The organism is Sporofaciens sp. JLR.KK001, assembly GCF_036941055.1.
In the GTDB taxonomy this organism is placed as follows: domain Bacteria; phylum Bacillota; class Clostridia; order Lachnospirales; family Lachnospiraceae; genus Sporofaciens.
Genome location: NZ_JAYMNO010000002.1, coordinates 1 through 26,461 on the forward strand (window position 1 = coordinate 1; position 26,461 = coordinate 26,461).

The following is a 26,461-nucleotide window of genomic DNA, read 5'->3' on the forward strand; positions in this document are numbered from 1 at the left end:
ATTTGCAGTGATTACCGGATGTCTGCGAATTGTCAAAGAAAGTATTTTCACAGGAACAAATAATTTTGTATCGGATACCATCTCAGATACGCAGCTCAATGAATACTTCTGCTCTATACAGCGTGAAGTTGACTGCCTGCTCGCGGATACGAATCTTACGTCTTATGCCTCAGAGCTTCGTAAATGGTACAATGGATATCATTTCGGAGCTTGGGATTTTTAAAAAAAGTGTCAAAGCATGGCTTATAGAAACTGCCGCAAAAGAGGACCGAAAGATTCTATTTGCGGCATTATGAGATGGAAATGCAAAGCTGTTAACCGAATTAATCTCAGATCTTCTGTTTGATACCATCAGCTACCATGATTATGCCGAAAGCTTCTACCATGCATTTCTAATCGGATTATTCTCTAATGCAGGATACCGTATAGAATCGAACTACGAAAACAGACTTAGGCGTTCCGATATCGTTATAAAAGATCGTAAAAACCGCAGAGCCGTCGTGCCGGAAGCAAAACGGGCATATTACGAAACTCAGCTAGAAAGCGAATGCGATAAAGCGCTTGCACAGATTGCGAAAAGCAATACGCAAAAAAGGTGGAACATGATGGATATAAGAATGTAAAGAGGCTCGAAATTGCATTCTTTCAGAAGAAATGCCTGGTGAAAAATGTGCAGATACCCGCTAATCACGTGTCTGCATCAAAATCACCCTCCCCGCCGGAAAACTAATCACCGCTTCATCGGAACCCTCCGCAATTTCATTACTGACGCAAAGGCTGTTACAAGGCTTCAGCGTATGATTTCTCAACGGATATTTGGCTCCCCTGATATCGAATGCGAATATCTCTTCCCCCAGCGGAAATACAGAAAAATACGGCCCGTAAACCTCTCCCCTCTTCAGATGCGTCTCACCGCCGCCTATAATAGATATGGAATTCTGGCGGTCCATGATCTTCGCATCTATTCCGGCTTTGAAAGGTATTGCAAGACTCTGCACATTCGCCCACAGATGATCGACCCTTCCTCCTGTGGCGCCCAGGATAATAAGTTCCTTATATCCCAGCGTCATAGCAAGACGGATCGCAATCTCGGTATCGGAAGCGTCCTTTACCGGATTGTACTCCCTTATGGGCACATTCGTCTCATTCTTGTAATAATCCCTGATCTCCTCTCGCGTACTGTCAAAATCACCCACGATATAATCCGGCATAATCTGATGATAGTACAGGAACTCTACGCCCTTGTCCACCCCGATCACACATCTGTCCTTCTGCTGCTTAAGAACAGAAAGGGTCAGTTCTTCATCCAGTTCCCCGCCGCTGATAATTACACATCTTTTACTCATATTCTCTCAGTATCTCCATGAATTCTCTCGTATTCTCCGCCGTTCTGTCTCCAAATACCGCGGAGCCTGCAACGATCACATTCGCTCCCGCGTTAAGAACTTCCCGCACATTCGAAAGGCCGATCCCGCCGTCCACCTCGATATCCGCCGATATCCCCTGTGCTTCCATCATGCCGCGTATCTTACGAATCTTATCCAATGATTCCGGGATAAACTTCTGCCCCCCGAAGCCTGGATGCACACTCATAACCAGGATCATGTCTATATCCTTAAGATAAGGCTCTACGGACTCTGCCGGAGTCTCAGGACAGATGGACAAGCCTGTCTTCAGGCCGCACTCCCGGATCTTCCCAAGCGTCGCATCTACATCCGCACACGCCTCCAGATGAACCGTCACCAGATCTGCTCCGGCTTTCCTGAAATCTTCTATATAGCGGATCGGCTCCTGAACCATCAGATGAACATCCATCACCTGATCCGACGCATCATGGATAGACGCCAATACAGGCATACCAAAGGAGATACTTGGCACAAACATCCCGTCCATCACATCATAATGCAGATACCTGGCGCCATTCTTCTCCGTCTCCTGAATCTCCCGGCCAAGAACCTTGAAATCAGCCGCCAGAATCGACGGGGCCAATATATAATCCATACTCAATACCTCCTCCTGTTCTTCAATTCCTCATACATCTCCGTATAGTCCTTATAGCGGACAGGATGTATCTTCCCTTCCTCCACGGCCTGCTTCACCCCGCATCCCGGCTCGTGTATATGGTCGCATCCCTGGAAACGGCATGTCCCCTCATACTGCGCGAATTCCGGGAAATGATATTTCAATTCTTCCTTCTCGAAATCATTGACATACAGAGAACTGAATCCCGGAGTATCCATAATATAGGAATCTCCGTCAATGAGAAACAGCTCTGAATGCCGGGTCGTATGCTTCCCCCGTTCGATCTTCCGGCTGATCGCTCCCGTCTCCATGTTCGCCTCAGGAGTCAGCACATTGATCAGCGAGGACTTACCCACGCCCGACGGGCCGGCGATCGCCGTCGTCTTCCCCTTAAGAGCCTGTCTGACTTCGTCAATATTCTCTTCCTTCCATGCGCTTACGAACATCAGAGGATAGCCGCTCTCCCGATAAACCTCCCGCAGTTCGCTGATCTGTGATCCGTCCGCAATATCCGTCTTATTAAAGCAGAGTATCACCGGCAGACCCTTGCTCTCCATCATGACCAGGAAACGATCCAGAAGATTAAAATGCGGGGCGGGCTTAAGAACCGCGAAAACAACCAACGCCTGGTCTATATTCGCCACCGCCGGACGGATCAGTTCATTACTGCGCGGCAGAATACGGATTATGCTGCCCGTCTTCTCCTCTTCATCCAGCGCCTCTATCTCTACATTATCTCCTACCAGCGGTTTGATCTTCTCCTTGCGGAAGATTCCCTTCGCTTTACATTCATAAACACCGGATTCTACCACATGTACATAGTAGAATCCGGCAATCCCTTTCACGATCTTACCATGCATATATCAACCACCCATCTGCTGCCGACACAAAACACCGTTAAAATCCGAAAATTCCCGGATCGACAGTCTGCGGCGGATCCTCCGGTTCCTCCGGTTCTGTGCCTGTGCCTGAACCCTTAGGCCCCTGGCTTACTACAAGGCTTACGGAAGTACCTTCTTCCACACTGTTCCCTACTCCCGGACTGCAGCTGATCACATTGCCGGCCGTCACAGAATCACTATACTGGTAGGATACATTGCCCACACTAAGACCGGCGCTGCTAAGAAGCTGTCTTGCATTCTCCAGGGACGTATCCGTAACCGGAGGCACTTCTACCTTCTCGGCAGGTTTAGGTCCGTTGCTGACCGAGATCCCAACAGCCGTTCCCGGCGCAACCTTCTTGCCGCCGTCTACACTCTGGGCATACACCTGTCCTTCCGGAACGTCGTCATTATACTCATAACCCACAGAACCCACAACCAATCCTTCGGCAAGGATCGCACTCTGGGCATCCGCATCCATCATACCGATCAAGTTCGGAACCGTCTTCTTCTCCGTTCCCTTGCTGACCCGCATCACGATCTCGGTATCCTCCGTCGCCTCCGCATTGGCGGCCGGCGTCGTGCCGATCACATCTCCTTCTGCCACAGAATCACTATATTCGTACTGCGGCGTCGCTATCTTCTTGAAGCCTTCCTGCTGAAGCCGACTCCGGGCATCGTCCTCGCTCATCCCGCTGACATCCGGAACCTTGATCTTATCACCGACCAGAGCCGAGCTCACTACCACATGAACCGTCGTGTTCTTCTTCACCTTCTTACCGGCCTCTGTCTTCTGCTCACTCACAGTTCCGGCTTCATACTGCTTAGACTCTTTCCGTTCATCTACCTTGAATCCCAGACCGACTTCATTGAGCGCCTTCTTCGCCTCATCTTCCGTCTTGCCTACTACATTCGGCACCTTAACCTCGTCGTCCTTCGTCTTCTCATTCTTAAGCGTCGGACCAAACTTAAACAATCCCGCGGTCTTTCCTATGGTAAATATCACGATAAACAGGATAATGACGATCACCACTGCAGTCAGGATCTTCATCACCTTATTCATCCGCGGATTCACACCGCCCGAACCATGTCTGGAATCATATTCATCGAATTCATCGTCAAAATCATCATAATCTCGGTCATAGTCATCATCATAGCCGCGATCATCATAATCGTCGTCATAACCATGACCGTCGTATTCACCGTCGTCATATTCATCATATTCCCGGTCTCTGCCGAAATCACGGGAATCATATTCGTCGAAATCGTCTTCATCCTCGTAAGCATCGCCGATGATGTCCAGCTCATCGCCCCTGATAATCACCGTATTCGCGTTACGCTGCGGCGGTATCGCCACAAAATCTCCGTCCGGATCCACCAGAGAACGCTTCATATCCTGGATCAGTTCATCCGTATTCCTGTATCTTCTCTCACTGTTCTTCTGCGTACATTTCAAAATAATCTGCTCTAAGCTGTACGGAATATCCGGCACCAGCTCCGACGGCGACATAATCTCCTCCTGCAGGTGCTTGATCGCCACCGACACCGTAGAATCTCCGTCAAAAGGCACCTGTCCAGTCACCATCTCGAACAAGGTGATACCTACCGAATAGATATCGCTTCTCTGGTCGCTGAACCCGCCTCTTGCCTGCTCCGGCGACGTGTAGTGTACAGACCCCATCGCATTAGAGCTGACCGTATTGGAGGTGGTCGCCTTGGCAATGCCGAAATCCGTCACCTTCACCTTGCCGTCCTTGGAAATGATGATATTCTGCGGCTTGATATCCCGGTGGATAATATCTGCCGCGTGGGCGACTCCAAGCCCCGTACACATCTGGATCGCAATACTGATCACTTCCTTGTGCGAGAGCCTCCCCTTCTTCTCTATATATTCCTTCAGCGTAATGCCCTCAACCAGCTCCATTACCATGTAATATAAGCCCCGGTCTTCTCCGACGTCATATACGTTCACGATATTAGGATGCATCAATCCTGCCGCCGCCTGAGCTTCTGAACGGAACTTACGTACAAAATTCTCATCCTCTTTGTATTCCTTCTTGAGAACCTTGATCGCCACATACCGGTTCAGCATACGGTCCTTGCCCTTATAGACGTCCGCCATGCCTCCTGCGCCGACCTTGCTCAGCACTTCATATCGTTTACCCAGCACTATACCATCTTTTACACTCATACACTCACCTCATCTGCAAGTGGCTCTGCCATAACAACCCCTATGTTATCTCTCCCGCCGTTACTGTTCGCTTTCTCGATCAACATCTGCACCGCTTCCACGATATCACGGGAACCCCTTACAATATCAAACATATCTTCATCCTCTACCATATTACTCAGGCCGTCCGTACACATCAGTATCATATCGCCTTTCTTCAGCCGGTACTCATAGATGTCCGCTTCTACTCCTTCTTTGACTCCGATCGCCCTTGTAATGATGTTCTTATCCGGATGGTTCTTCGCTTCCTCGGCTTTGATCCCGCCAAGCCTGACCATCTCCTCCACGAGAGAATGGTCCTTGGATATCTGGCGTATCTTCTCATTGATCAGGTAGAGACGGCTGTCTCCCACGTTGGCAAAATACAGTGTATTGCCAACAACCGTTGCCACCACCAATGTCGTCCCCATACCTTCCAGCTTGATGTCCGCCGATGCAGCTTCGATCAATTTATCATTCGCAATACTGACAACATTGCGCAGAATCTCTTCCGGTTTGTTCAAGGGAGTATTCTCCAGTTCTTCCCGCAGGACTCCTACCGTATATTTGGACGCAAAATCCCCCGCCTTGTGACCGCCCATCCCGTCGGCTACCGCAAGAAGGTTCGGAAACGGCCCGATCGGCTTATCCGTCACATATACATAATCCTGGTTGACCTCACGCTTTCTTCCCACATCAGTCATTGCATATATCTTCATCTGTTTCTCCCTGTTTGCGGCCGTTCTCCCCGGCATAACGTCTGCGGAGCTGACCGCAGGCTCCGTCTATATCAGAGCCTCTTTCCCTTCTTATAGTAACATTAATTCCGTTTTTTTCAAGTTTATTTTTGAAATCAAGGGCACTTTCCCTGTCCGGCTTCCTGTAATCCCGCTCCCTGACAGGGTTCAACGGTATAAGATTCAGGTGACAATTCCGTTTCCTCAGAATGCCTGTAAGCTCTCTGATATCGTCCGGCTGATCGTTCACACCTGATACCAGGCTGTATTCAAATGTAATCCTTCTGCCCGTCTCCTGAAAATAATAATCGCACGCCTCAAGCACATCTGTCAATTCGTACTGTCCCGCCACCGGCATCAGTCTCTCCCTCTTCTCCTGGTTTGAACCGTGAAGAGACAACGCCAGCGTGATCTGCAGCCCTTCCGAAGCCAGCCTCCGCATATTGGGTACGATCCCGCAGGTGGAAGCGGTAATATTCCTCTGACTGATATTCAATCCATACTCATCGCTTACCATACGAACGAATTTGACAAAATTATCATAATTATCAAGCGGTTCTCCGGTTCCCATCACCACGATATTAGAGATTCGTTCCCCTGATATCGTCTGGATCTGGTAGATCTGCCTTAACATCTCCGACACAGTAAGATTCCGCTTAAGCCCGCCGATCGCCGATGCACAGAACCTGCAGCCCATACGGCAGCCCGCCTGTGAGGAGATGCATACGGAATTGCCATATGTATACCGCATCAGAACGCTCTCGATCATGTTGCCGTCCTCAAGTTCAAACAGGAACTTCTCTGTGGGATCCGCCTTGGAAATCTGATGCTCGGCCACCCGCATTCCGGCAATCTTATATTCTCCTTCGAGTCTGTCCCGCAACTGTCTGGACAGATTCGTCATCCCGGCGAAATCACCGATAAGCTTCACATGCAGCCATTCATAGATCTGCCTGCTGCGGAAGGACTTCTCGCCCATCCCAGTGATCTCGTCTTCCAATTCTCTATAATCATAAGAACAGATATCTTTTCTATCCATCACTTTCATCTATGTCCTATTCTGTCTTCCCGTCAGTTCCTGCGGAACATGGCAATATAGAATCCATCTCCGCCGTCTCTGCCCGGGAGCATCTGCTGTTCCCGGATCAAGCCAAATTCCGGGTTCTGCCGTACAAACCATCCGGCATTGTCTTCATTCTCTCCCCGATGTATCGTACAGGTACTATAGAGCAGCCTGCCGCCGCTCTTCACATATTCCTTCACTACAGATAATATCTCCCGCTGAAGCGCTGTCAGCTCCTTCTGCTTCTCTGGCGTCATCTTATATTTCAAATCCGGTTTCCTGCCAAGCACGCCAAGCCCGGAACAAGGAAGATCCGCAATCACAATGTCCGCTTTCCCGACAGACGCCTCATCAAGGCGGCGCGCATCCATCCGCACCGTCTCAATATTCAAAAGCCCGCTCCGCATAATGTTATCCTGCATGATCTGCACCTTGTAGTCTGTCAGATCTCTGGCCTCCACATGGCCTGTCCCGCGAAGCGCCTCCGCGAGATGGATCGCCTTGCCTCCCGGCGCCGCACAGACATCTATGATATAATCGCCGGCCTTAACGTCCGCCCAGCCTGCCACCTGCATAGAGCTGATATCCTGTACCTGATAATATCCCTTCCGGAAGCTTGGAAGCTTCATCAGGTAATCCAGGCCGCTAAGATGAAGCGCACAGGGCAGCGCGGCGTCTTCTGCCGCATGGACCCCTTCCTCCTTCAGAATTCCGACCAGTTCTTCCCTGGAGATCTTATCCGGATCAAACCGGACCGTCACCGGCTTCTCCTTCAAGAATTCCTCCGCCATCATACACGCAGTCTCTTCATCATATTCGTCCATCCACTGCCTTAAGATCCACTCCGGCATGGAATAGCGGACGGATAAACCCAAGAGGCCTTCGTCCCCGGACGGATACGAAATATCTGCAAGGTTCCTGCTGATGCTGCGCAGTACGCCGTTGACAAATCCCTTAAGATTCCCAAATCCCTTCTTCACCGCCAGCTTCACGGCCTCATTGCAGGCGGCAGAATCGGGAACACTGTCCATGTACTTCAACTGGTATACCGCACTTCTGATGATCGTCCGGATCACCGGCTTCATCTTCCCGACCTTAACCTTAGAAAACTGGTCAATAATATAATCAAGTTCAATCATGCGTTCAAGCGTGCCATCTACCACCCTCGTGATAAACGCACGCTCTTTCTTATCCAAATACTGGTACTGGTCCAGAACATTCTTAAGAGCAATGTGGCTGTACTCACCGTCCCGTGTAATCTGGAGCAATATTTCAAGAATCAGTTCACGCCCGCTTACGGATGCCGCCATACCTCTCTCCTCCATCAACGTCTCCGGTTATTCGCGATCATTATGATACGGAGAAGCTGCAGGATGGATGAGATCGCACCGGCAACATAGGTAAGCGCCGCCGCAAACAGAACCTTCTTCGTCGCATTCACTTCGTCCTCGTAGAGCATCCCGCTCCCGCCCAGGATATGGATCGCACGGCTGGACGCGTTAAACTCGACAGGAAGCGTCACCAACTGGAAGATAACTGCCAGCGAAAACGCCAGTATACCCAGATTCAAAAATAATATCGAAGAACGGCTGTTAAAAATCAGGCCGATCGCAATCAAGATCCACGCGATAGAGCTTCCAAAATTCACAACCGGAACCAACGCACTCCGAACCTGCAGCGGTACATAACCCGTATCATGCTGGATCGCATGCCCGCACTCATGTGCAGCAACTCCAAGCGCCGCAACGGATGTAGAACCATATGTGGCGTCCGACAGCCGCAGCACCTTGGATCTGGGATCATAGTGATCCGTCAGATTCCCGCCTACATGCTCCACCCGCACATCATAGATCCCGGCACGCCGAAGGATCTGCTCCGCCGCGTCTCTCCCGGTAAGCCCGGAATGATTCCTGACCCGGGAATATCTATTGAAAGTAGAACGCATCTTAGCCGACGCCAACAGACAGATCGCCAGACCAATCACGACCAGAATATACGTAGGATCATAAAAACCATAAAACATAAATATACGCCTCCCAAACTATATCAATACCACATACAGAGTATTATATATGAAAAACAGGTAAAATACCTGTTTTTCATATAAATTTAACAATTCTTAACTTTTTCACCACAGTTCACGCATGAGCCATTATTCTGCTAAGTTTGTGCTCGCACAAGGACTTAGCAGAATGGTGGCTCATGCAGGGAGCGCCTTCTTATGAGCAAAATTAGCCGCGCTGCGGCGAGAAAGCAGCGCTAGCTGCGGTTTTGCGAATGGCGCGGGGGAACGTCCGCCTTCTTATGAAAGCACCGTCCCCGCATCTACCTGATACCCTCTGAGGAACGCCCCCGCATCCATCCTCTTCTTCCCGGGTATCTGCAAGGAGCGTACCTTAAGGCTCCCTCTCCCCGTCTGCACGCAGAATCCGTCCCTCTCCACCCGGATCACCGTCCCAGGCTCCCTGCCTTCATCTATATCCGCCACATCCGCTTCCCAGATCTTCATGGTCCTGCCATTCCACTCTGTATAGGCGCTTGGCCATGGATTCAGTCCCCGGATCAGACACTCAATGGACTTCGCATCCTTGCTCCAGTCAATCCTGCCCATGCCCTTATCAAGCATCCGGGCATACTCTGTCGTGCTCTCCCCCTGCGGTTCCCGCACAACCGTTCCATCCTTAAGCGCCTCTAACGTCTGAACACAAAGTCCGGCTCCGGCTCTGGCGAGCTTATCATGAAGGCTTCCGCCAGTCTCCTTCTCATCAAGGACGATCTCTGTCTTCATCAGCATATCGCCGGTATCGAGCCCCTCGTCCATCTGCATCGTCGTCACGCCTGACACCTTCTCTCCATTGATAACGGCCCACTGGATCGGCGCGGCCCCCCGATACTTCGGCAGCAGAGACGCATGGACATTCACACATCCATAGGGCGTCATCTCAAGAATCTCCTTCGGAAGGATCTGGCCAAATGCAATGACTACCATGATATCGGCATCGTATTTCCTCAATTCTTCGATACATTCCGGCGCCCTGACCCTCTTAGGCTGAAACACCGGGATCTGATGCTTAAGAGCCGCCTCCTTCACCGGCGGATACTGCACCTTCTCCCCTCTTCCCTTAGGCTTATCCGGCTGGGTAACTGCAAGCACGATCTCATGCCCCGCTTCTATCAGGGCCTCAAAGGTTCCCACCGAGAAATCCGGCGTTCCCATGAATATAACCTTCATCTATTCTTCCTCCTCATAATCCACGTCGCGCAGCCCGCCTTCAACCAGATCTACATACATCTTCCCTTCCAGATGGTCAATCTCATGGCAGAGCGCCCTTGCAAGTAGCTCCTCGCCCTCGATCTCGATCACATCCATATCCTCGGTATAAGTCCTCACCTTCACATAATCCGGCCTGGTCACCGTACCGGCCTTCCCCGGAACGCTTAAGCACCCCTCGTCACCGGTCTGCTCTCCTGCCGTGCTTAAGATCTCCGGATTGATCAGAACCACCGGACCATCCCCGATATCCACCACCGCGATCCTCTTAAGGATCCCGACCTGAGGCGCGGCAAGCCCTACTCCCTGCGCCTCATACATAGTATCCAGCATATCGCTGATGAGGATCCTGTTCCTCAGCGTCATCTTCGTTACTTCTTTGCATTTCTTCGTGAGTACCTCATCTCCAAGCTCACGGATCTTCCTAATCGCCATAATCTGCTCTCCTCCCGGTCTTAATGATTACTAAAATATATTCATTGGATTAAAATCGAATTGAATCCTCATAGTCTTAAATCCTTCATTGATCTCTATATACTGCTCCATCCGGTTCTTCACCTCGATCAGCAGTTTATAATCGGCGCCTTTCAGATAAAGCACACGCCGATATACATCATTCACCTTCCCCACATAAGGGCTTGCAGGGCCAACAATCTGAAGCTGCCTGTTCTTATCAAGGCGCACCGCGAAATCCTTCAGATACCTTGCAGCCGTATCAAGCAGTTCCTCCAAAGGCCCGGTCATCAGGACTGCCAGCAATTGTTCCACCGGCGGATAGCCCATCAGCTCCCTGTACTTCATCTCGGCATCATAGAATCCCTCATAATCCTGCGCCGCGGCCATCTCAATACTATAATGCTCAGGGCTGTAAGTCTGTATCACGACCTCCCCCCTGCTCCTCCCGCGTCCGGCGCGCCCCGCCGCCTGGGTCAGTAATTGGAATGTCCGCTCGCCCGCACGGTAATCATTCGAATACAGGGACATATCTGCCGCCAGGATCCCCACCAGCGTCACATTAGGGAAATCATGCCCCTTGACGATCATCTGTGTCCCGATCAGGATATCCGCCTCTTCGCTGGCAAATGCTTCCAGTATCTTCTCATGTCCATCCTTCGTCCTAGTGGTATCCAGATCCATCCGCAGGATACGTGCGCCAGGAAACTGCCTTGCCGCCAGCTCCTCAATCTGCTGTGTACCCGCCCGGAAACCGCCGATATACTGTGAACCGCAGGAGGGACAGACCGTAATCTGCGCTTCCTCATGACCGCAGTAATGGCAGACCAGCTTCCCGTTCCGATGCGACGACAACGATACATCGCAATGAGGACATTTTACTACATATCCGCAAGACCTGCAAGAAACAAATCCGGCATACCCCCTCCGGTTAAGAAAAAGCATGATCTGTTCATGCCTCTCAAGCCTCGCTTTTATCAGGTTTTTCAGGCGGTCGCTGATGATAGAACGATTCCCCGCCTTCATCTCCTTACGCATATCTACCACATAGACCGCCGGAAGTTCCCCTGCTCCGGCCCGTTTCTTCAATTCAAGGATCTGAAAATCTCCTTTCTTGCAGGCATAAAAGGACTCAAGCGACGGCGTCGCAGATCCCAGCACAACGCTGGCATCCTCCGTCCCGGCCCTCCTGATGGCCGTCTCTCTGGCATGATACCGCGGCGCCTGCTCGCTCTTATAAGAAGTCTCATGCTCTTCGTCGATGACGATCAGCCCCAGACGAGGAAACGGGGTAAACAGCGCGGAACGCGGGCCGATCATCACATCCACCTCACCGGCCTTCACCCGCTCCATCTGATCGTAACGCTCCCCCTGTGACATTCTGGAATTGAGTATGGACACGCGGTCGCCGAACCGTCCGTAGAATCTCATGACCGTCTGATATGTAAGTGCGATCTCCGGGATCAGGACGATCGCCTGCCTGCCCTCATCCAGCACTCTTGCGATCATCTCCATATAGACTTCGGTCTTCCCGCTTCCCGTCACACCATAGACCAGATAGGTCCTCCGGATTCCCTGACTGTAGTCTTCCCAGAATTGTTCGATCGCATGCTGCTGTTCCTTGGTATATTCCGGTATCTCCTCCCGGCGGCTCTTATGCCGAACAGGGTTTCTAAGGACCTGCTCTGATTCCAGGGAAACGATTCCCTGCTCTTCCAACGCCCTGACCACTGTCCGGGTCACGTTCAGCTTCTTCGTGACAAGCTCATATTCCTGTCTTGGCTCGTCTAAGAGCGCCGCCAGAAGCCTTGCCCTTGCCTTCTGGTTCAGATGCAGATAATGCTCTAGCCGCTGCCTCCCCGCCTCCACATCCACACAGAGCCGGATATACCTCTTCTTACGCGCCTTCTCCTGCTTCTTGATGGGGATTACCGTCTTAAGCGCCTGTATCATCGTCCCGCCGTAATAATCCTTCATCCACGCCGCCAGATTCACAAGCCTTGACTCTATCGCAACGCTGTCCTTTGCAATGCACAGGACTTCCTTTATCTTCGCCGCGTCGTACTCCGTGGTTTGGGAAAATCCTACCACATAACCCTTTGTCTCCCGGTTGCTTCTTCCAAAAGGCACGATCACTTCCATGCCAATCTGAAGCACCCCGTCCAGATCAGAAGGGATGCTGTATTGAAATATTTTATCCAGTTTCTCATGCGTAATGTCGATAATGATATCAGCGTACATGCATTTCCTCTAATACTTCCTTCACAAGGATACGATCGTCCATATCGTACTTCACACCCTTGATCTCCTGATACGTCTCATGGCCCTTCCCCGCCAGAACGATCACATCCCCCGGCCTGCCATGCTCGATGGAATAACGGATCGCTTCTTTCCGGTCGCAGATCGCAATATATTCGCCGTCCGTCTTCTTGATTCCCGTGATAATATCATCAATAATATCCTGCGGCTCCTCAAAACGCGGATTATCCGAAGTAATGACCGTGAAATCAGACATACGCCCCGATACTTCTCCCATCTCATACCGCCTGGTCTTGGAACGGTTGCCGCCGCACCCGAATATGGTCACGATCCGCTCCGGTCTATAGTCCCTGAGCGTATGAAGGAGACTCTCAAGGCTCATGGCATTGTGCGCATAGTCGATCATCATGGTGAATTCATCCGATACCTTCACCATCTCGATCCGCCCCCGTACCTTCGCCACCTTAAGCGCCTTCTGTATATTTTCCACAGGAACATCAAAATGCCTGCACACGGCAATCGCCGTCAGAGAATTGTATACGCTGAAATCTCCAGGTATATCAATCTCTACATCAAAATCCATCAGTCCGCTCACATGATACCTGACTCCCAGATACCCGGGCCTCGTAATATGCTCGATATCTACAGCGCGAAGATCTGCCTTCTCTGTAAATCCAAAAGTCTCAACCTTGCAGGTCGCATCCTTGAATACATCCTCATACCATGGATCATCCACATTGGCAATCCCAAGGCGGCACTGGGTAAACAATATTCCTTTGCACCGCTTGTAATCCTCGAAATCCTTATGCTCGTTCGGCCCGATATGGTCCTCCCCAAGGTTGGTGAAGATCCCGATCTCAAACATGATCCCTGCCGTGCGGTGAAGCATCAGCCCTTGCGAAGACACCTCCATCACCACACTGTCGCACCCTGCCTCAACCATTTCCGCAAAATACTTGTGGATAGTATAAGATTCCGGCGTCGTATTGTTCGCCGGGATGGACTTCTCACCGATCAAAGCCTCAATAGTGCCGATCAGCCCCACCTTATGTCCGACTCCCTCCAGGATCGACTTCACCATATAAGTGGTAGTGGTCTTCCCCTTCGTCCCTGTGATCCCGATGACCTTAAGCTTCTCTGCCGGATATCCGAAATAAGCTGCCGACATCAGCGCCAGCGCATACCGGGTATCCTCGACACGGATCACCGTCACATTCTCCGGGACATCCACATCCTTCTCCACTACAAGGGCCGCCGCCCCCTTCTCTGCCACGTCCCCGGCATAAGCATGCCCGTCGGAAACCGCGCCGCTGATGCAGACAAACACGCTTCCTTCCGTTACCTTCCGCGAATCATTGATAAGCTCGGTAACATTGATCTCGTCGCTTCCCTGGCTGACTTCATATCTCAAACGTTCTAATAACTGAGTTAATCTCATGACTATACCGCCTCCTGGTTTCTATACCTAACTTTCAACATAGAATTTTACCATACTTCAAACTATTTTTCTACAACAGATATATTTAATAATGCATCCCTTCTAATTTTATGTTAAGATGTCTTTATTAATAAGAAGAAAATACAGAAAAGAGGTATATGATTATGAAAGCATACGAACGATTATTGAAATACGCGGTAGTTCGCACGCCCAGCGATGAGGACAGCACGACGGTTCCGTCCTCCGAATGTCAGTTTGACCTTGCCCGCCTGCTCGAAGAAGAGATGAAGGAGCTGGGGCTTACCGACGTTAAGCTCACCGACCAGTGCTATCTGTACGGTAAGCTGCCTGCAACCGCAGGGCTAGAAGACAAGCCCGCCATTGGGTTTATCTCCCACATGGACACCGTATCGGACTTCTGCGACCATGAGATCCGCCCCCTGATCACAGAGAACTATGACGGGGAGGACTTAGCGCTTGGGGACAGCGGACTGATCTTAAGCCCTGTAAATTTCCCGCACTTAAGAGACTTAAAGGGCCGTACCCTCATCACCACCGACGGCACCACAGTTCTTGGGGCAGATGACAAGGCCGGTATCGCCGAGATCCTTACCCTGGTGGAACGGATTCAGCAGGAACAGATCCCGCACGGTCCGCTCTGTATCGCATTCACCCCGGACGAAGAAGTCGGAAGCGGGGCTTCACATTTTGATGTGGAAGCATTCGGCGCAGATTATGCCTACACCATCGACGGCGACACGGAAGGCGAGATCCAGTACGAGAGCTTCAATGCCTGCAAAGCACAGTTCGACGTCAAGGGCTTCAACGTTCACCCAGGTTCTTCCAAGGATACCATGATCAATGCAAGCCTGGTCGCCATGGAGATCAATTCCCTCCTGCCAGGTATGGAGACGCCGCGGGGCACCGAAGACTATGAAGGTTTCTATCACCTCACAAGTATGTCGGGAGAATGCTCCGAAGCACATCTGAATTATATTGTCAGGGATCATAATAAGGAGTTCTTCGAGGCGAGAAAACGCACTCTTCGGTTGATCGAGAAGAATCTGAACGAGAAATGGGGCGTAGGAACGGTAACCCTTACGATTACGGAGCAGTATAAGAATATGGCCGAGATCATCACAGACTGCATGCATCTGGTAGACAACGCCAAGACCGCCTGTGAGAATGCCGGTGTTGCTCCGCTCATTCTCCCCATCCGCGGCGGCACGGACGGCAGCCAGTTAAGCTTCATGGGACTGCCGTGTCCGAATCTTGGAGCTGCCGGACACGCCTACCACGGACCTTATGAGCATATCACAGCAGAAGGAATGGACAAGGTTGTGGATATCATCGCGGAGCTGGTGAAGCTGTACACAATCGATACTATTATCAGATAAGAAGCACGTCCGCAGGAGCCAGGTGTGCATGCAGGCATGTCCGCCTGGCTCGTTGTCCGCTCTCTATCTCAGCATATCCAGGATCTCAGCCTTCGGCTTCGCACCCACTTCCCGCTTCACAGCTTCCCCGTTCTTGAACACCATCAGGGTCGGAATAGACATTACCCTATAATCCCTGGCAAGCTCCGGGTTCGCATCCACATCCACCTTACAGATCTTCGCGTCCGTGACCTCTCCCGCGATCTCCTCGACCACTGGGCCTACCATCTGACATGGTCCGCACCAGGTTGCCCAGAAATCAACTAACACCGGTACATTAGATTCCAATACCTCTTCTTTAAAATTATCCTTGGTTAAATGTATTACTGCCATCTTTTTCTCCTTTTCTTCTATAATGATATTTGTATTATACCCTATTTCCCTTCCATTTTTATACTTATTTACGAAAATTTTAAAAAGTCGTATAATCTTTGTAACGAATTCGCAGGTCATGCGTCTAATGTGCAAGATAAAGGCAAGGAGGTGACGGAATGAAGCTTGATTTCGAAGAGATCTACCAGCGTTTTTTCAAAGATGTGTATCTATTCGTTCTCGCGATGAGCAAAGACCCGAACATTGCGGAAGAGATTACGCAGGAGACATTTTTCAAGGCCTTGAAGGAAATCAAGCATTTCCGCGGAAACTGTTCCGTCAAATCCTGGCTCTGCCAGATTGCCAAGAATCTCTACATCTCCTACACCCGCAAGAAGAAATCGGTGCACTCCGACCTATTGGAAGAAATGCCCGGTGAATCTGATGTGGAATCTATCTGCATCCAAAAGGACGAGGCATTGTCCATCTACAAGCTGCTGCACTGCCTGGACGATCCTTACAAAGAAGTATTTACCCTGCGGGTACTGGGAGACCTAAGCTTCAAAGAGATCGCCGAGATCTTCGATAAACAGGAGAACTGGGCGAGAGTCACATATCACAGAGCCCGCCTTAAGATACGGGAACTGATACAAACCTGAAAGGAGACGTTGATATGAGTAAAATATCCTGTGATGTTATCAAAGACCTGCTGCCCCTGTATAAAGACCGCGTGTGCAGCGAAAAGAGTATGGATCTGGTGGAGGAACATCTGCCGGAATGCGAAGATTGCCGCAAATATCTGGAAGCAATGGATGAAAAACTGCCGCCAATTAAGGATGAATTGCCATGTGACGCCAGAGATTTCAAGAAGATTGCCAACCGGCTGACTCTGGCAAGGATCATTCCTCTCTGTTCCTTCGCCCTGATCATCGCCATAATCATAATGTCCGTAATCACCAATACTCTGTATTGGAAAATACCTGGACTTGACAGCCGCGTCAAGGCAGAAGACGTCCGTGTCACAGAGCTGTATCTATTGGAGAACGGGAATCTCTACTTTACCCTGGAAAGCGATGTTCCGTTTAAGATTCCCGCCTATACGCCTGACGCACTGCCTTCCTCACCATCCCACGGAAAAGGTGAGGATAAGGTAGCCTTTGAGAAATGCTCTGCTTTTGCAAAAAATGTTCTGGAGACGCCCAGCTTTACCCAATGTTCATTTGCCGTGCCTCTCAAAGAACATGTGTATATGGAAGATCCGTCATTACCCGACGCAGAGTTCGTGATCCGCGAAACTCTCTCTATCTGTTATGAAGGGAAAGGAGACGGGAAGCTTGCCATATGGCAAGACGGACAGAAGATTGAAGCTGCGCCTAAGAAGGTTGAGGAGCGGGTGGCGCATGAGAAAGATCGGCTTGAGAACGGCGCCGGTGGGTATTCTGATGGATATGAAGTGCTGCCGGAGTATGAGGGTGGGATATTGAGCCTTTATTATTAGAAGCTAAAGGATGTTGCGAAGGGGGGGACCGGATGGTCACCCCTCGGCAAATTATTCTGAATGAAGTCCTTAATTTTATTATATCTGCTCCAACTCTAAATCGGAATACTTCCCTTGGCAACCAGACAGTTCAAACTTCATCTCCATTATATATAGCCCATTTCCACTGATAATATCCTCGTCCTCTTCTTCGTCTTCCCAAATACTATATCCATCTATATAAGCAGAAACTTCCAATATTCCCTCGATATATTCCATATCCTCTTCTTCTCTTACATCATATTCAATGATTCTTAGTTCATCTATATAATCTAATTCTGCACAATCTACATCTTCTTCTATTATCTCATATAACTCAGATTCATCTAATCGCCAGATACATTCCAAAGCATACTCTTCAATCTGATCAAAAAACTCACTGCTCAAAATATTTAGAACAATATTTTTATTATATTTCATTTAGAATATACCTCACTCTTCTAAAAACCTTAAATGTTTTTGCCGTTGGTAAGATAACACATCTTGATACAGCTGTGTTTTAACAAAATCCTCTTTTCGATAACTTACCAACAAGACATTCCTAACTCTGTCTTCGTTCATATTCGCTTTTCCGCTTTTCGACAACCGTCCAAGAAATGTACATATATCATGACCATTTGTAATATTCCATAGTGCCTGATCATCTACTGCATCTGCTTCCTGCTTGCACCTTACATATCTTTCCTGCTCTTTTGCCCTTAGAAATAGTTCTTCATCGTTTAATCTCTCACTGGCAAAATCAACCAAATCACCAAACCTTACATTCCTGAAATTTATTCCCAATTCTTCTGTCTCATTCTTTTTCCTTAATATACTATAAGCTGATAGCTGACGCATAGCGTTTATTAGAAAAAGCTCACATGTACTTTTCCCTTTATAATATATCTGGTGAAAACTTGTAGAAATGCAGCGATCCGCTAATAACATTAGCTCCAAACAACAGTGATCATACAGAAATATTCGTTGTGATAAGTCTCTTTCATTCACATAATCCCTATCCCTGATTCCAATAATATCATCTGATTCTTGTTCATCTTCCTCAAGAATCTCCTGCAAACCAGTTTTCCCTGCAAAAGATTCCATACATATCACATTTTCACAAAAGATTTTCTTAGCAAAAAGTACATCGTCAGATCCCTCAACAATAACAAAGCATTTTTCATTCCGTATATCTTCAGATCTCTCCAAACGAATTTCTTCAAGGATATCCTCTTTCGTCCTATTTTCTCTGATTGAGTCCATTCTTATACAATTCTCCTAAATCTATCTGAATGTTTCTGTTCCCGTTAATAATCTGCGGGGAATGTGTTGCAATCAATAATGTCAACTTTCTCAGCTCTGATATTTTCTTTAAGTCCTCGATAAACATTCTCTGCCAAGCAATATGCAAAGACATCTCCGGTTCATCAATCAGCAGAAAGCCACCGTCCGAATTCTCAAATAATAAATTATAAAATAATACAATTATTTCTTTTTCACCAGATGACAATCTTGATAAATGAATCGGTCGCCCTGATGTTTCATCAATAACAACCAGCCCGCGTGTATATGAAATCTCCATTCTCTTAAATCGAAATCTCCGGTTGACTATATTCTGAAATAATTCCAGTCTATCCAATATACCCTCAAATTCTCGATATTTACTGTCAAAATCTTCAAAATAAACCTTCAAAGCACGTGCATCTTCTCTTCGAAATTCCATATTTTTCAATTCCCGCATCCGAGTAAATCCATTATTATGTAATTTCTGAACACGAGTATGCATAAGTTGTAGGCTTTCATAAAAATCCTTCTCTGAAATCCCTTCTTTTTGAATAAAAAGTCTCTCCGGGAAAGTACTGTCCAGTTCATTTGCTTTTTGCGAATAATTCCCCTCTGCTTCCTGCATACATTTCTCAAGTTTATCCGGGATCTCTTCTGTAGACTCAATCCACTCTCTTTCTATACTCCTTTCACCAATATATCGTATTGATCTTCGGGTCCTATCACCCACTATTCTATGCTCACTGATAAAAAAGACATCTCCAAAAATATCCTTCATTATACTTAAAATCTCTCTATAATCCTCTTTCTCTTTTGAAAATTCTTCCATTTCTACATAGCTGACTAATTTCTTCTTGGCTATATCCATACCACGATTAAAATACCGGATATATTTCTGTTTAATCTTTTTACCGTTAAACAATACATAGTCATCTTTTGAAACAATTGTTAACCTTTTTCTTTCATCTTCCGCCGTTACTTCTATCGTGTCATAAATTGGTTCAAAAAAGAAGTCTAAATCACTATTCCCTATTGCATAAATACAACGAATTATTGTCGTTTTCCCATATCCATTTGGTCCGGTCAAAATTGTTATCCCATTCTCTCTTATATGCAACTCATAATTAAAATGCCCAAAAAGCCCCGAAATACTGAATCTGGCCATAAAATCTCCTTTCATTATAACATTCTCTTATGATTGTATCACATAGCCGAAAAAAAGTAAGCAAAAATTTCATTGTTCGGATGTAAACCTAATGTATATTCATATTCGTTCACATAACCGGTCATTTTCTCACATGTTTTTCCCAATTATGTTGTTTTTATATGTTAGTTATGCTATAATAATGTCATATTTTAACATATTAAACAAAAGAAAGAGTGACGAAAAATGTACAGTGTTGAGAGAAAAGCCGAGATCATTAATATGCTCGAAAGTACAGGGGTTGTCGATATCAACAATCTTGCCGCAAAATTCGGTGTTTCCAAGGAAACCGTCCGCCGGGATCTGCGCGATCTTGAAGCCAATTCCATTATTCAACGCACTCACGGCGGCGCTGTTCTGGCCAAACAGCATAATAACACACAGAAATCTCACGAATATCCCATAGCTGTCCGCGGAATCCAACAGTTCAATGAGAAGAATGAGATCTGCCGCAAAGCCGCTTCATTTATTCAAGACGGTGATATTATTTTCGTGGACAATAGTTCTACTACTATGTATTTAAGCAAATATGTATCCAAAGACATTCAGGTGACATTTATCACGAATTCTATCAAATTTTTGCTGGAATGTGTACAGAACCCGAACCCAAATGTCTTCTTGATCTGCCTTGGCGGAATTTTCAACAATCACAACCTTTCCGTTTATGGCAACACTACTATTAAGAATGCCGCAGAATATTACCCTAATAAGGCTTTCCTGTCCTGCGCATCCATCAGCTCTCAGACGATGCTCGCCGATACGAGTATATACGAAATTGACACCAAACGTACAATGATCGAACGAGCCCAGGAGATCTATATCCTGGCAGATCATACTAAATTTAACAAAAACGGTCCCATCTTTTTGTCATCCATGGATTCTGTCAATTATTTAATTACAGACGAGCAGGCGGATTCCTCTTTGCTAAAGAACTTTGCTCATACGAATATCAACATTATCTCTGCCAATTCATAATTGCCTGATACAGTATTTACAAAAAGCCAGCCCCGCGGTATCGTCCCCGGGTTCTGGCTTTTACTTATGAGTTGAACTCCCCCTCATATGTCTCTATATATGCTCCCACCAAAGCGCTGCCCAAACCGCTTCCTCACTCAAAGCAGTCATAGTATGCATAAGATTCGGAGGTATCGCAATTACATCTCCAGCTTCCACCACTTCCTGTTCATCATCTACCGTTACCGTCAACTGTCCGCTGTACACAATATAAATCTCATCCGTAGGATGCTTGTGAAGCTCCATAGTATTCCCTTTCGTCAGATAACCATATTGATGCCAGAATGGGCATTTTAGTTCTTCCGGTACAACCAGATCCGCTAAAATCGTATCTTGATGCGCATGATACGCAGTGTCCTTATCGAATCTTTTCACGACAATTTCTTCCCCAAATACTTTATCATTATCCATATGCGGCCACCAGAGTGCCGCCCACAAAAACGGCGCCTTGTCCTGATCTGTACACATCATAGTATGCCATACATTCGGCGGGATTGCGATCACATCTCCGGCACTTACCTGCTTATTCTTCCCGCCCACCGTCACATACCCGGTTCCCTCTAATACTATGTAGATCTCATCTGTTTCATGGGCATGTCCAGCCATCGTCTGATTATTCAGCAAATAACCATATGCATGTTTAAACGGCGCACTATAGCCTTCCGGCACCACGTCAGATGCAAGTATCGTTCCTTCATGAGACGCCCTGGCATTATTTGGATCAAATTTCTTCTTTATAATAGACATAATGTAATTTCCCTCCTGCAATCTCTATTTTATTTTATTCTAATGCTTCCCTCAGACATACCTATCCCTTCACTGCACCTGATGTCAGCCCTGAGATGATCCTCTTTTGGAGTATCAATACGATAATTGCCAGCGGTACTGTTACCGTCACAATCGCTGCGGCATTTTCCACCCATGGAATTGTATACTCTCCGCGGAACATCGTTATTCCAACCGGAATCGTCCTTGCTGTATCATCCGTATTGATCGTCAACGAAAACAGATATTCATTCCATGCCTGTATAAATATCAAAATAGCCGTTGTAAACATTCCCGGAATCGCCAACGGCAGAACAACCTTCGTAAAAGCCTGTATATTCGAGCATCCGTCAATCTTAGCCGCCTCCTCCAGTTCAAGTGGTATTGATTTAAAAAAGGTCGTCAGATACCACAATGACAGCGGTATCCCAAAAGTCATATATGGTATGACAAGTCCCCACCATGTATTTCTCAATCCAATATTACTGATAAACATATACATCGGCGATATCACAGCGATTGCCGGAAACATGGAAACACATAACGATAATCCCAGAATAAACGGTTTCCCTTTAAACCGCAGCCTTGCCAATGCATATGCCGCCAGAGACGTAACGGTAATACACAATACCATTGTAATCAGTGATATCCCCAGACTGTTCATGATATATCTCGCAAACGGCCGCTTTGTAAAAATAGTAACATAAGACGTATAATTAAGATCTGACAGATCCGGCAGCAGCGTCATAGACGATATATCCCTTTGATACCGTAGCGATGTCACAACCTGCCAATAGAAAGGAAACAGCATCACAACCAGAAACAGTGCGATAAACACATAAAATAACACTTTTTTTAATTTCGCATATTTCTTCTTCATACTCAGCTCTCCCTCTCTGTCTTAAACAAATCTGCCCCAAATACCTTCACATAGATCACACAGATAACTGCTAATACCACAAACATCACAACCGCGATCGCCGATCCCAGGCCAAAATTCATATTAGCAAACATAGTCTTATAAGCATACACCGATATCGTTTCTGTCGAATTAGAAGGTCCCCCGTTAGTCATGACTGATACCAGATCAAACACCTTAAAGGTATCCAGCGTTCTAAACACCAATGCAACAAGAATCGACGGCCTAAGCAAAGGCAGCGTAACTTTAAAGAACTGCTGTATCTTATTGGCTCCGTCAATCGTTGCCGCCTCATAAAGCCCCGCATCAATTGTCTGCAAACCTGCCAGAATCATCAGCCCCATATAAGGCGACGTTTTCCAGATATCTGCAAAAATAAGCCCAAACAGTGCTCCGGATTTTGTTGTCAAAATATCACTGGCCGAGGAAAATAACCCTATACTTTCAAACAGATTCGAAATAATACCATATTCTCCATCATACATAAAACGCCACATCAACGCCGATACCGCCGCGGGAATAGACCACGGAATCAAAATAGATGCCCTGACGATCCCTCTTCCAACAAACACTTTATTCATTAAGAGTCCCAGAAGAATACCGATACATAGTTCAAAAAATACCGCAAATACTACAAATATAAACGTATTCCCCAGGGAGCGCCCCAATCGGTCATTAGAAAACAACACTTTATAATTATTGAAACCGACAAAATTCGGCTCTCTCAAAGAAGATTCCATATCCCGCGCGATCTCAATCGCGACATCTACATTCTCAACATCTTTATAAGGCTCTAACCGGGCAATCACATCATCAATATTGCTCTTCAACATTTCTGCCGATTGCTGTTCAATCTCTCTGACCGTCAATTCATCATTATTCAGCGATTTCATTGACAATACTGCGTCATAAACAACCTTATAACTGTCTGTCAGTTCTTCTCTGGCCAGCAGTTCCTCCTGCGTCTGATTGATGCTCTCTAATAAAGATTGTGCGACAGACGCTGCTTCTTTTTCTTCGCCTTCACTTACATACGCAAGCCTCTTGTTCAGCCTGAAGAACGTATCGGCATAATATTCAAGATCCAGATTGTGTGTTGTATATGTTTTGGATAATGAAGCATTGTTCAACCTTAAATCAAATGTACTTAAGTAAAATGTTCGGAGTACCGGAAATAATGCAACAGCAAATATGAGAATAAGCGCGGGTGCTGTCATCAGGTATCCTGTCAATGCCTCTCTCCTTGCGGCATTCATTACGAGCCGTTTTTTCCTCACAATGGCACCTCCTCCGTCTGCGATCTCAATACGGCAGCCATTATGGCTACCGTATTGACTCGACGCATTGATTTACTGGTTATCAACAATAGCTTTCATTTCCGTATCCATCGTTTCAACAGCCTTCTTGGCATCCTCGGTTCCCGAAACCACCTTAGAGATCTCAATCTGCATGATTTCAGAGAGCTCTGTCCACACCGGGGAAACTGGTCTCGGAACACCGCTGTCTACCGCTTTCACAAGAAGTTCAAAAAACGGACGCTCTTCAACAATTTCCTCATCCTGATACAAATCCTGATTCAAAGGGGGCTGTGCTCCTGTAATCGCATTGATTTTCTGTCCTTCTACTCCTGCCTTGAACTTCACGAACTCCCATGCCTCTTCTACATGCTCCGTATTCTTATTGATCATAACTCCCCATCCGCCGATACATCCAAAAGAGCCCTCTGAGCCCGCCGGAAGCGCTGCAACGCCCACATTATCAACAACCTTAGAAGTCTCCGGATTCGTCACATTCGCATAAGCGCTCGGCCATCCTCTCATAAATAGAACATCTCCTGCTGAAAAGAGATCTATACATTCTGATTCCTTAAGGGTTGTCAGATTATCCGGAGAAGACGGTGCCAAAGCAATCTTGCTCATAGTCTCAAGCCCCTTTACCACACCATCATTATTGATAATAATATTCCCGTCGTCATCCACAACCTTACCGCCTTCGGATGCTATAAACTCCATCGCATTGCAGACAAGTCCTTCATACTGCGCTGCCTGCATCGCGTGACCATACTTTATCTTGCCTTCACTGGTATATTTCTCTGCCATCTCATATAATTCATCCCACGTTGCCGGAGGAGTCTCGACAAGATCCGTCCGATAGAACAATATTCCTGCATTTGTATGACATGGAATACCCCAGATCTGCCCTTTGAATGTATAAGCATCTACATAGCCGGGAACAAAGCTGCTCAGATCAAAACCATCTCTCTCAAGCAAAGTATCGATCGGCAATATATACCCTGCCTCTGCGAATTCTGCCGGCCATGTAACATTGCTGTCTATCACATCATAATCTGTACCGCCTGCAGCAAAGCTTGTCACATAAGCGTCATGCTGCGCACCCTGATCTGCCGGCATATCTACCCGCTGGATCTTGATATTCGGATGGCTTTCCTCAAAAGCTTCTATAATCTCTGTCGTCGCTCCGGTACTGTCCGTTCCGCCTGCATAGACAATTGTTACCACCTCATCCGAAGCTTCGCCCGAATCGCCCGCTTCCCCTTCTTCTTTGGAATCTGATGAACTCCCTGCATCACCTGACGATGAACTAGATTTGCTGCATGCCGCCATCGAAAATACCATTGCTCCGCTCAACATAACTGCCAATACTCTCCTGAATCTCTTAGACATAATCTTTCCTCCTCTTCTAGTCCTTATTAAATAATTTATCTTTTCTTCCTTCATACGGATTCTTGATGATCAGAGGCTTTAAGAACTCTGCTGTTTTCTCAACACCATCCATTCGGCTCATCGTAACATCCTCATGCTCGTAGCTCAGAGAACCCGTGTACCCTATCATAGACAGCTCTGTGATCAGCCGTTTCCATTCTACCTGACCCCATCCCGGAATTCTAAATCGGTATGTATGTTCCAATGCAGACATGTCACCATGCATCAGTGTTCCGCCCAACGCAATATTATGCTTTACCAGTTCTGCATCCTTAGCATGTACATGGAAGATTCTATCCTTCAGACTGTCAACCGCCAACGCCGGATCTATCATCAGGTAAATGATATTAGCCGGATCCAGATTATACCCCAGAGCAGGATGATAATCTACCAATTCCAAAGCACGTCTGGCCGTATGAATATCATAGACAAAACTGTTCGGATGGATCTCAATCGCGAACTTCACCCCATACTCCTGAAACTTATCCAGAATTGGTGTAAACCTCTCCGCAAATTGCTCTTCATACTCACTCCAGCCTTCTCCGTACGGGAAGAAGAAAAATCTCCCCCAGTTTTCAACACCCGGATAGCCAACAACAATCGGAGCCTCTAATGCATTCGCCGCCTGCGCCGTTCGAATCAGGCTTTCTGTTCCATGCATGATCTTCTCTTTTGCAGTTCCTTTGTAAATAAAATCCGTTTCTTTTCCCGGCGGTCCCATAATAAGGAATGAATCTGCATGATTACTGAGGGCCTGAATCTCCATTCCATATCCGGCAACCATTTTCTTCACTTCCACTGCATGATTCCCTTTTATAATATCTTTTGTCTCCAATTGCCCATTTCCTTCATATGCGGGAATCTCCAACGTCTCATATCCGTATCCTGCAACCATCTTCACGACTTCTTCTAATGGTTTTTCAGTAAAATTCGCCGTAAAAAAGCCTAATTTCAT

General features: G+C 47.4%; 26 protein-coding genes and 1 pseudogene. 6 read left to right on the forward strand and 21 right to left on the reverse strand.

Annotation, left to right across the window (positions count from 1 at the left end; all coding sequences use genetic code 11):
- Both VSQ62_RS25240 and VSQ62_RS25245 read left to right on the forward strand, forming a co-directional pair.
- Window positions 1–223 (forward strand): annotated as a pseudogene (locus VSQ62_RS25240) (AAA family ATPase); the annotation flags it as partial.
- 202 nt (window positions 224–425) lie between these two features.
- Complete coding sequence (locus VSQ62_RS25245; protein ID WP_334638512.1) at window positions 426–623, forward strand: hypothetical protein; 198 nt, start codon at window positions 426–428, stop codon at window positions 621–623.
- A 60-nt stretch (window positions 624–683) separates the two neighbouring features.
- Here the strand turns inward: VSQ62_RS25245 and VSQ62_RS25250 are convergent, their stop codons facing one another.
- From VSQ62_RS25250 to VSQ62_RS25305, 12 genes are all read right to left on the reverse strand, one after another.
- Entirely contained in the window at window positions 684–1,346 is a 663-nt protein-coding gene (locus VSQ62_RS25250; protein ID WP_334637803.1) for a thiamine diphosphokinase, read from the reverse strand.
- Window positions 1,339–2,001, reverse strand: a complete 663-nt coding sequence (gene rpe, locus VSQ62_RS25255; RefSeq protein ID WP_334637804.1) for a ribulose-phosphate 3-epimerase — start codon at window positions 1,999–2,001, stop codon at window positions 1,339–1,341. Before rpe ends, VSQ62_RS25250 begins: the two co-directional genes overlap by 8 nt.
- A 2-nt stretch (window positions 2,002–2,003) precedes the next feature.
- Window positions 2,004–2,882, reverse strand: coding sequence for a ribosome small subunit-dependent GTPase A (gene rsgA / locus VSQ62_RS25260; RefSeq protein ID WP_334637806.1), 879 nt, complete (start codon window positions 2,880–2,882; stop codon window positions 2,004–2,006).
- A gap of 37 nt (window positions 2,883–2,919) precedes the next feature.
- Window positions 2,920–5,094 carry a Stk1 family PASTA domain-containing Ser/Thr kinase gene (pknB, locus tag VSQ62_RS25265; protein ID WP_334637808.1) on the reverse strand — a complete coding sequence of 725 codons (2,175 nt, stop codon included), beginning with the start codon at window positions 5,092–5,094 and terminating at the stop codon, window positions 2,920–2,922.
- Window positions 5,091–5,831 carry a Stp1/IreP family PP2C-type Ser/Thr phosphatase gene (locus VSQ62_RS25270; RefSeq protein ID WP_334637810.1) on the reverse strand — a complete coding sequence of 247 codons (741 nt, stop codon included), beginning with the start codon at window positions 5,829–5,831 and terminating at the stop codon, window positions 5,091–5,093. Before VSQ62_RS25270 ends, pknB begins: the two co-directional genes overlap by 4 nt.
- A complete protein-coding gene (gene rlmN, locus VSQ62_RS25275) occupies window positions 5,809–6,888 on the reverse strand; it encodes a dual-specificity RNA methyltransferase RlmN (RefSeq protein ID WP_334638513.1) in 1,080 nt (359 codons plus the stop codon). The genes VSQ62_RS25270 and rlmN overlap by 23 nt, the downstream gene beginning before the upstream one ends.
- Before the next feature lie 32 nt (window positions 6,889–6,920).
- On the reverse strand, window positions 6,921–8,222 hold the full coding sequence (gene rsmB / locus VSQ62_RS25280; protein WP_334638514.1) for a 16S rRNA (cytosine(967)-C(5))-methyltransferase RsmB: 1,302 nt from the start codon (window positions 8,220–8,222) through the stop codon (window positions 6,921–6,923).
- A gap of 14 nt (window positions 8,223–8,236) precedes the next feature.
- Window positions 8,237–8,935, reverse strand: coding sequence for a zinc metallopeptidase (locus tag VSQ62_RS25285; protein WP_334637811.1), 699 nt, complete (start codon window positions 8,933–8,935; stop codon window positions 8,237–8,239).
- A gap of 279 nt (window positions 8,936–9,214) precedes the next feature.
- Window positions 9,215–10,144, reverse strand: coding sequence for a methionyl-tRNA formyltransferase (fmt, locus tag VSQ62_RS25290; protein ID WP_334637812.1), 930 nt, complete (start codon window positions 10,142–10,144; stop codon window positions 9,215–9,217).
- On the reverse strand, window positions 10,145–10,618 hold the full coding sequence (gene def / locus VSQ62_RS25295) for a peptide deformylase (protein WP_334637813.1): 474 nt from the start codon (window positions 10,616–10,618) through the stop codon (window positions 10,145–10,147).
- 30 nt (window positions 10,619–10,648) lie between these two features.
- Window positions 10,649–12,877, reverse strand: coding sequence for a replication restart helicase PriA (gene priA / locus VSQ62_RS25300; protein ID WP_334637815.1), 2,229 nt, complete (start codon window positions 12,875–12,877; stop codon window positions 10,649–10,651).
- The gene (locus VSQ62_RS25305) at window positions 12,867–14,333 is read right to left on the reverse strand and encodes a UDP-N-acetylmuramoyl-L-alanyl-D-glutamate--2,6-diaminopimelate ligase (RefSeq protein ID WP_334637816.1); all 1,467 of its coding nucleotides are present in this window, start codon (window positions 14,331–14,333) and stop codon (window positions 12,867–12,869) included. The genes priA and VSQ62_RS25305 overlap by 11 nt, the downstream gene beginning before the upstream one ends.
- A 164-nt stretch (window positions 14,334–14,497) precedes the next feature.
- Between VSQ62_RS25305 and pepT the strand changes: the two genes are divergently transcribed.
- Window positions 14,498–15,730: a peptidase T gene (gene pepT / locus VSQ62_RS25310; protein ID WP_334637817.1), complete on the forward strand. Its 1,233-nt coding sequence runs from the start codon at window positions 14,498–14,500 to the stop codon at window positions 15,728–15,730.
- 63 nt (window positions 15,731–15,793) lie between these two features.
- Here pepT and trxA read toward each other — a convergent pair whose 3' ends face one another.
- Entirely contained in the window at window positions 15,794–16,102 is a 309-nt protein-coding gene (gene trxA / locus VSQ62_RS25315; RefSeq protein ID WP_334637819.1) for a thioredoxin, read from the reverse strand.
- 158 nt (window positions 16,103–16,260) lie between these two features.
- Between trxA and VSQ62_RS25320 the strand changes: the two genes are divergently transcribed.
- On the forward strand, window positions 16,261–16,740 hold the full coding sequence (locus VSQ62_RS25320; protein ID WP_334637820.1) for an RNA polymerase sigma factor: 480 nt from the start codon (window positions 16,261–16,263) through the stop codon (window positions 16,738–16,740).
- A 14-nt stretch (window positions 16,741–16,754) separates the two neighbouring features.
- On the forward strand, window positions 16,755–17,579 hold the full coding sequence (locus VSQ62_RS25325) for a zf-HC2 domain-containing protein (RefSeq protein ID WP_334637821.1): 825 nt from the start codon (window positions 16,755–16,757) through the stop codon (window positions 17,577–17,579).
- Window positions 17,580–17,657: 78 nt separating this feature from the next.
- Here the strand turns inward: VSQ62_RS25325 and VSQ62_RS25330 are convergent, their stop codons facing one another.
- The 3 genes from VSQ62_RS25330 to VSQ62_RS25340 are packed head-to-tail and all read right to left on the reverse strand — an operon-like array spanning window position 17,658 to window position 20,046.
- A complete protein-coding gene (locus tag VSQ62_RS25330; protein WP_334637822.1) occupies window positions 17,658–18,038 on the reverse strand; it encodes a hypothetical protein in 381 nt (126 codons plus the stop codon).
- A gap of 12 nt (window positions 18,039–18,050) precedes the next feature.
- Window positions 18,051–18,860, reverse strand: coding sequence for a DUF4435 domain-containing protein (locus VSQ62_RS25335; protein ID WP_334637823.1), 810 nt, complete (start codon window positions 18,858–18,860; stop codon window positions 18,051–18,053).
- A complete protein-coding gene (locus tag VSQ62_RS25340; protein ID WP_334637824.1) occupies window positions 18,838–20,046 on the reverse strand; it encodes an AAA family ATPase in 1,209 nt (402 codons plus the stop codon). Before VSQ62_RS25340 ends, VSQ62_RS25335 begins: the two co-directional genes overlap by 23 nt.
- Window positions 20,047–20,271: 225 nt before the next feature.
- On the opposite strand from VSQ62_RS25340, the gene VSQ62_RS25345 reads away from it, so the two are divergent.
- On the forward strand, window positions 20,272–21,060 hold the full coding sequence (locus VSQ62_RS25345; RefSeq protein WP_334637825.1) for a DeoR/GlpR family DNA-binding transcription regulator: 789 nt from the start codon (window positions 20,272–20,274) through the stop codon (window positions 21,058–21,060).
- A gap of 93 nt (window positions 21,061–21,153) precedes the next feature.
- On the opposite strand, the gene VSQ62_RS25350 is transcribed toward VSQ62_RS25345, so the two are convergent.
- The 5 genes from VSQ62_RS25350 to VSQ62_RS25370 all read right to left on the reverse strand — a co-directional run bounded on the left by VSQ62_RS25350 (window position 21,154) and on the right by VSQ62_RS25370 (window position 26,461).
- Complete coding sequence (locus VSQ62_RS25350) at window positions 21,154–21,846, reverse strand: cupin domain-containing protein (protein WP_334637826.1); 693 nt, start codon at window positions 21,844–21,846, stop codon at window positions 21,154–21,156.
- A gap of 61 nt (window positions 21,847–21,907) precedes the next feature.
- Complete coding sequence (locus tag VSQ62_RS25355; RefSeq protein WP_334637827.1) at window positions 21,908–22,744, reverse strand: carbohydrate ABC transporter permease; 837 nt, start codon at window positions 22,742–22,744, stop codon at window positions 21,908–21,910.
- A 2-nt stretch (window positions 22,745–22,746) separates the two neighbouring features.
- Window positions 22,747–24,060, reverse strand: coding sequence for a carbohydrate ABC transporter permease (locus VSQ62_RS25360; RefSeq protein WP_334637828.1), 1,314 nt, complete (start codon window positions 24,058–24,060; stop codon window positions 22,747–22,749).
- A gap of 72 nt (window positions 24,061–24,132) precedes the next feature.
- Window positions 24,133–25,467: an ABC transporter substrate-binding protein gene (locus VSQ62_RS25365; protein ID WP_334637829.1), complete on the reverse strand. Its 1,335-nt coding sequence runs from the start codon at window positions 25,465–25,467 to the stop codon at window positions 24,133–24,135.
- Window positions 25,468–25,483: 16 nt separating this feature from the next.
- Window positions 25,484–26,461: a sugar phosphate isomerase/epimerase family protein gene (locus VSQ62_RS25370; RefSeq protein WP_334637830.1), complete on the reverse strand. Its 978-nt coding sequence runs from the start codon at window positions 26,459–26,461 to the stop codon at window positions 25,484–25,486.

Excerpts from the sequence above, each read along its gene's own strand:
- VSQ62_RS25250 (WP_334637803.1), bottom strand. The coding sequence starts at position 1,346 with ATGAGTAAAAGATGTGTAATTATCAGCGGCGGGGAACTGGATGAAGAA.
- rpe (WP_334637804.1), bottom strand. The coding sequence starts at position 2,001 with ATGGATTATATATTGGCCCCGTCGATTCTGGCGGCTGATTTCAAGGTT.
- rsgA (WP_334637806.1), bottom strand. The coding sequence starts at position 2,882 with ATGCATGGTAAGATCGTGAAAGGGATTGCCGGATTCTACTATGTACAT.
- pknB (WP_334637808.1), bottom strand. The coding sequence starts at position 5,094 with ATGAGTGTAAAAGATGGTATAGTGCTGGGTAAACGATATGAAGTGCTG.
- VSQ62_RS25270 (WP_334637810.1), bottom strand. The coding sequence starts at position 5,831 with ATGAAGATATATGCAATGACTGATGTGGGAAGAAAGCGTGAGGTCAAC.
- rlmN (WP_334638513.1), bottom strand. The coding sequence starts at position 6,888 with ATGGATAGAAAAGATATCTGTTCTTATGATTATAGAGAATTGGAAGAC.
- rsmB (WP_334638514.1), bottom strand. The coding sequence starts at position 8,222 with ATGGCGGCATCCGTAAGCGGGCGTGAACTGATTCTTGAAATATTGCTC.
- VSQ62_RS25285 (WP_334637811.1), bottom strand. The coding sequence starts at position 8,935 with ATGTTTTATGGTTTTTATGATCCTACGTATATTCTGGTCGTGATTGGT.
- fmt (WP_334637812.1), bottom strand. The coding sequence starts at position 10,144 with ATGAAGGTTATATTCATGGGAACGCCGGATTTCTCGGTGGGAACCTTT.
- def (WP_334637813.1), bottom strand. The coding sequence starts at position 10,618 with ATGGCGATTAGGAAGATCCGTGAGCTTGGAGATGAGGTACTCACGAAG.
- priA (WP_334637815.1), bottom strand. The coding sequence starts at position 12,877 with ATGTACGCTGATATCATTATCGACATTACGCATGAGAAACTGGATAAA.
- VSQ62_RS25305 (WP_334637816.1), bottom strand. The coding sequence starts at position 14,333 with ATGAGATTAACTCAGTTATTAGAACGTTTGAGATATGAAGTCAGCCAG.
- pepT (WP_334637817.1), top strand. The coding sequence starts at position 14,498 with ATGAAAGCATACGAACGATTATTGAAATACGCGGTAGTTCGCACGCCC.
- trxA (WP_334637819.1), bottom strand. The coding sequence starts at position 16,102 with ATGGCAGTAATACATTTAACCAAGGATAATTTTAAAGAAGAGGTATTG.
- VSQ62_RS25320 (WP_334637820.1), top strand. The coding sequence starts at position 16,261 with ATGAAGCTTGATTTCGAAGAGATCTACCAGCGTTTTTTCAAAGATGTG.
- VSQ62_RS25325 (WP_334637821.1), top strand. The coding sequence starts at position 16,755 with ATGAGTAAAATATCCTGTGATGTTATCAAAGACCTGCTGCCCCTGTAT.
- VSQ62_RS25330 (WP_334637822.1), bottom strand. The coding sequence starts at position 18,038 with ATGAAATATAATAAAAATATTGTTCTAAATATTTTGAGCAGTGAGTTT.
- VSQ62_RS25335 (WP_334637823.1), bottom strand. The coding sequence starts at position 18,860 with ATGGACTCAATCAGAGAAAATAGGACGAAAGAGGATATCCTTGAAGAA.
- VSQ62_RS25340 (WP_334637824.1), bottom strand. The coding sequence starts at position 20,046 with ATGGCCAGATTCAGTATTTCGGGGCTTTTTGGGCATTTTAATTATGAG.
- VSQ62_RS25345 (WP_334637825.1), top strand. The coding sequence starts at position 20,272 with ATGTACAGTGTTGAGAGAAAAGCCGAGATCATTAATATGCTCGAAAGT.
- VSQ62_RS25350 (WP_334637826.1), bottom strand. The coding sequence starts at position 21,846 with ATGTCTATTATAAAGAAGAAATTTGATCCAAATAATGCCAGGGCGTCT.
- VSQ62_RS25355 (WP_334637827.1), bottom strand. The coding sequence starts at position 22,744 with ATGAAGAAGAAATATGCGAAATTAAAAAAAGTGTTATTTTATGTGTTT.
- VSQ62_RS25365 (WP_334637829.1), bottom strand. The coding sequence starts at position 25,467 with ATGTCTAAGAGATTCAGGAGAGTATTGGCAGTTATGTTGAGCGGAGCA.
- VSQ62_RS25370 (WP_334637830.1), bottom strand. The coding sequence starts at position 26,461 with ATGAAATTAGGCTTTTTTACGGCGAATTTTACTGAAAAACCATTAGAA.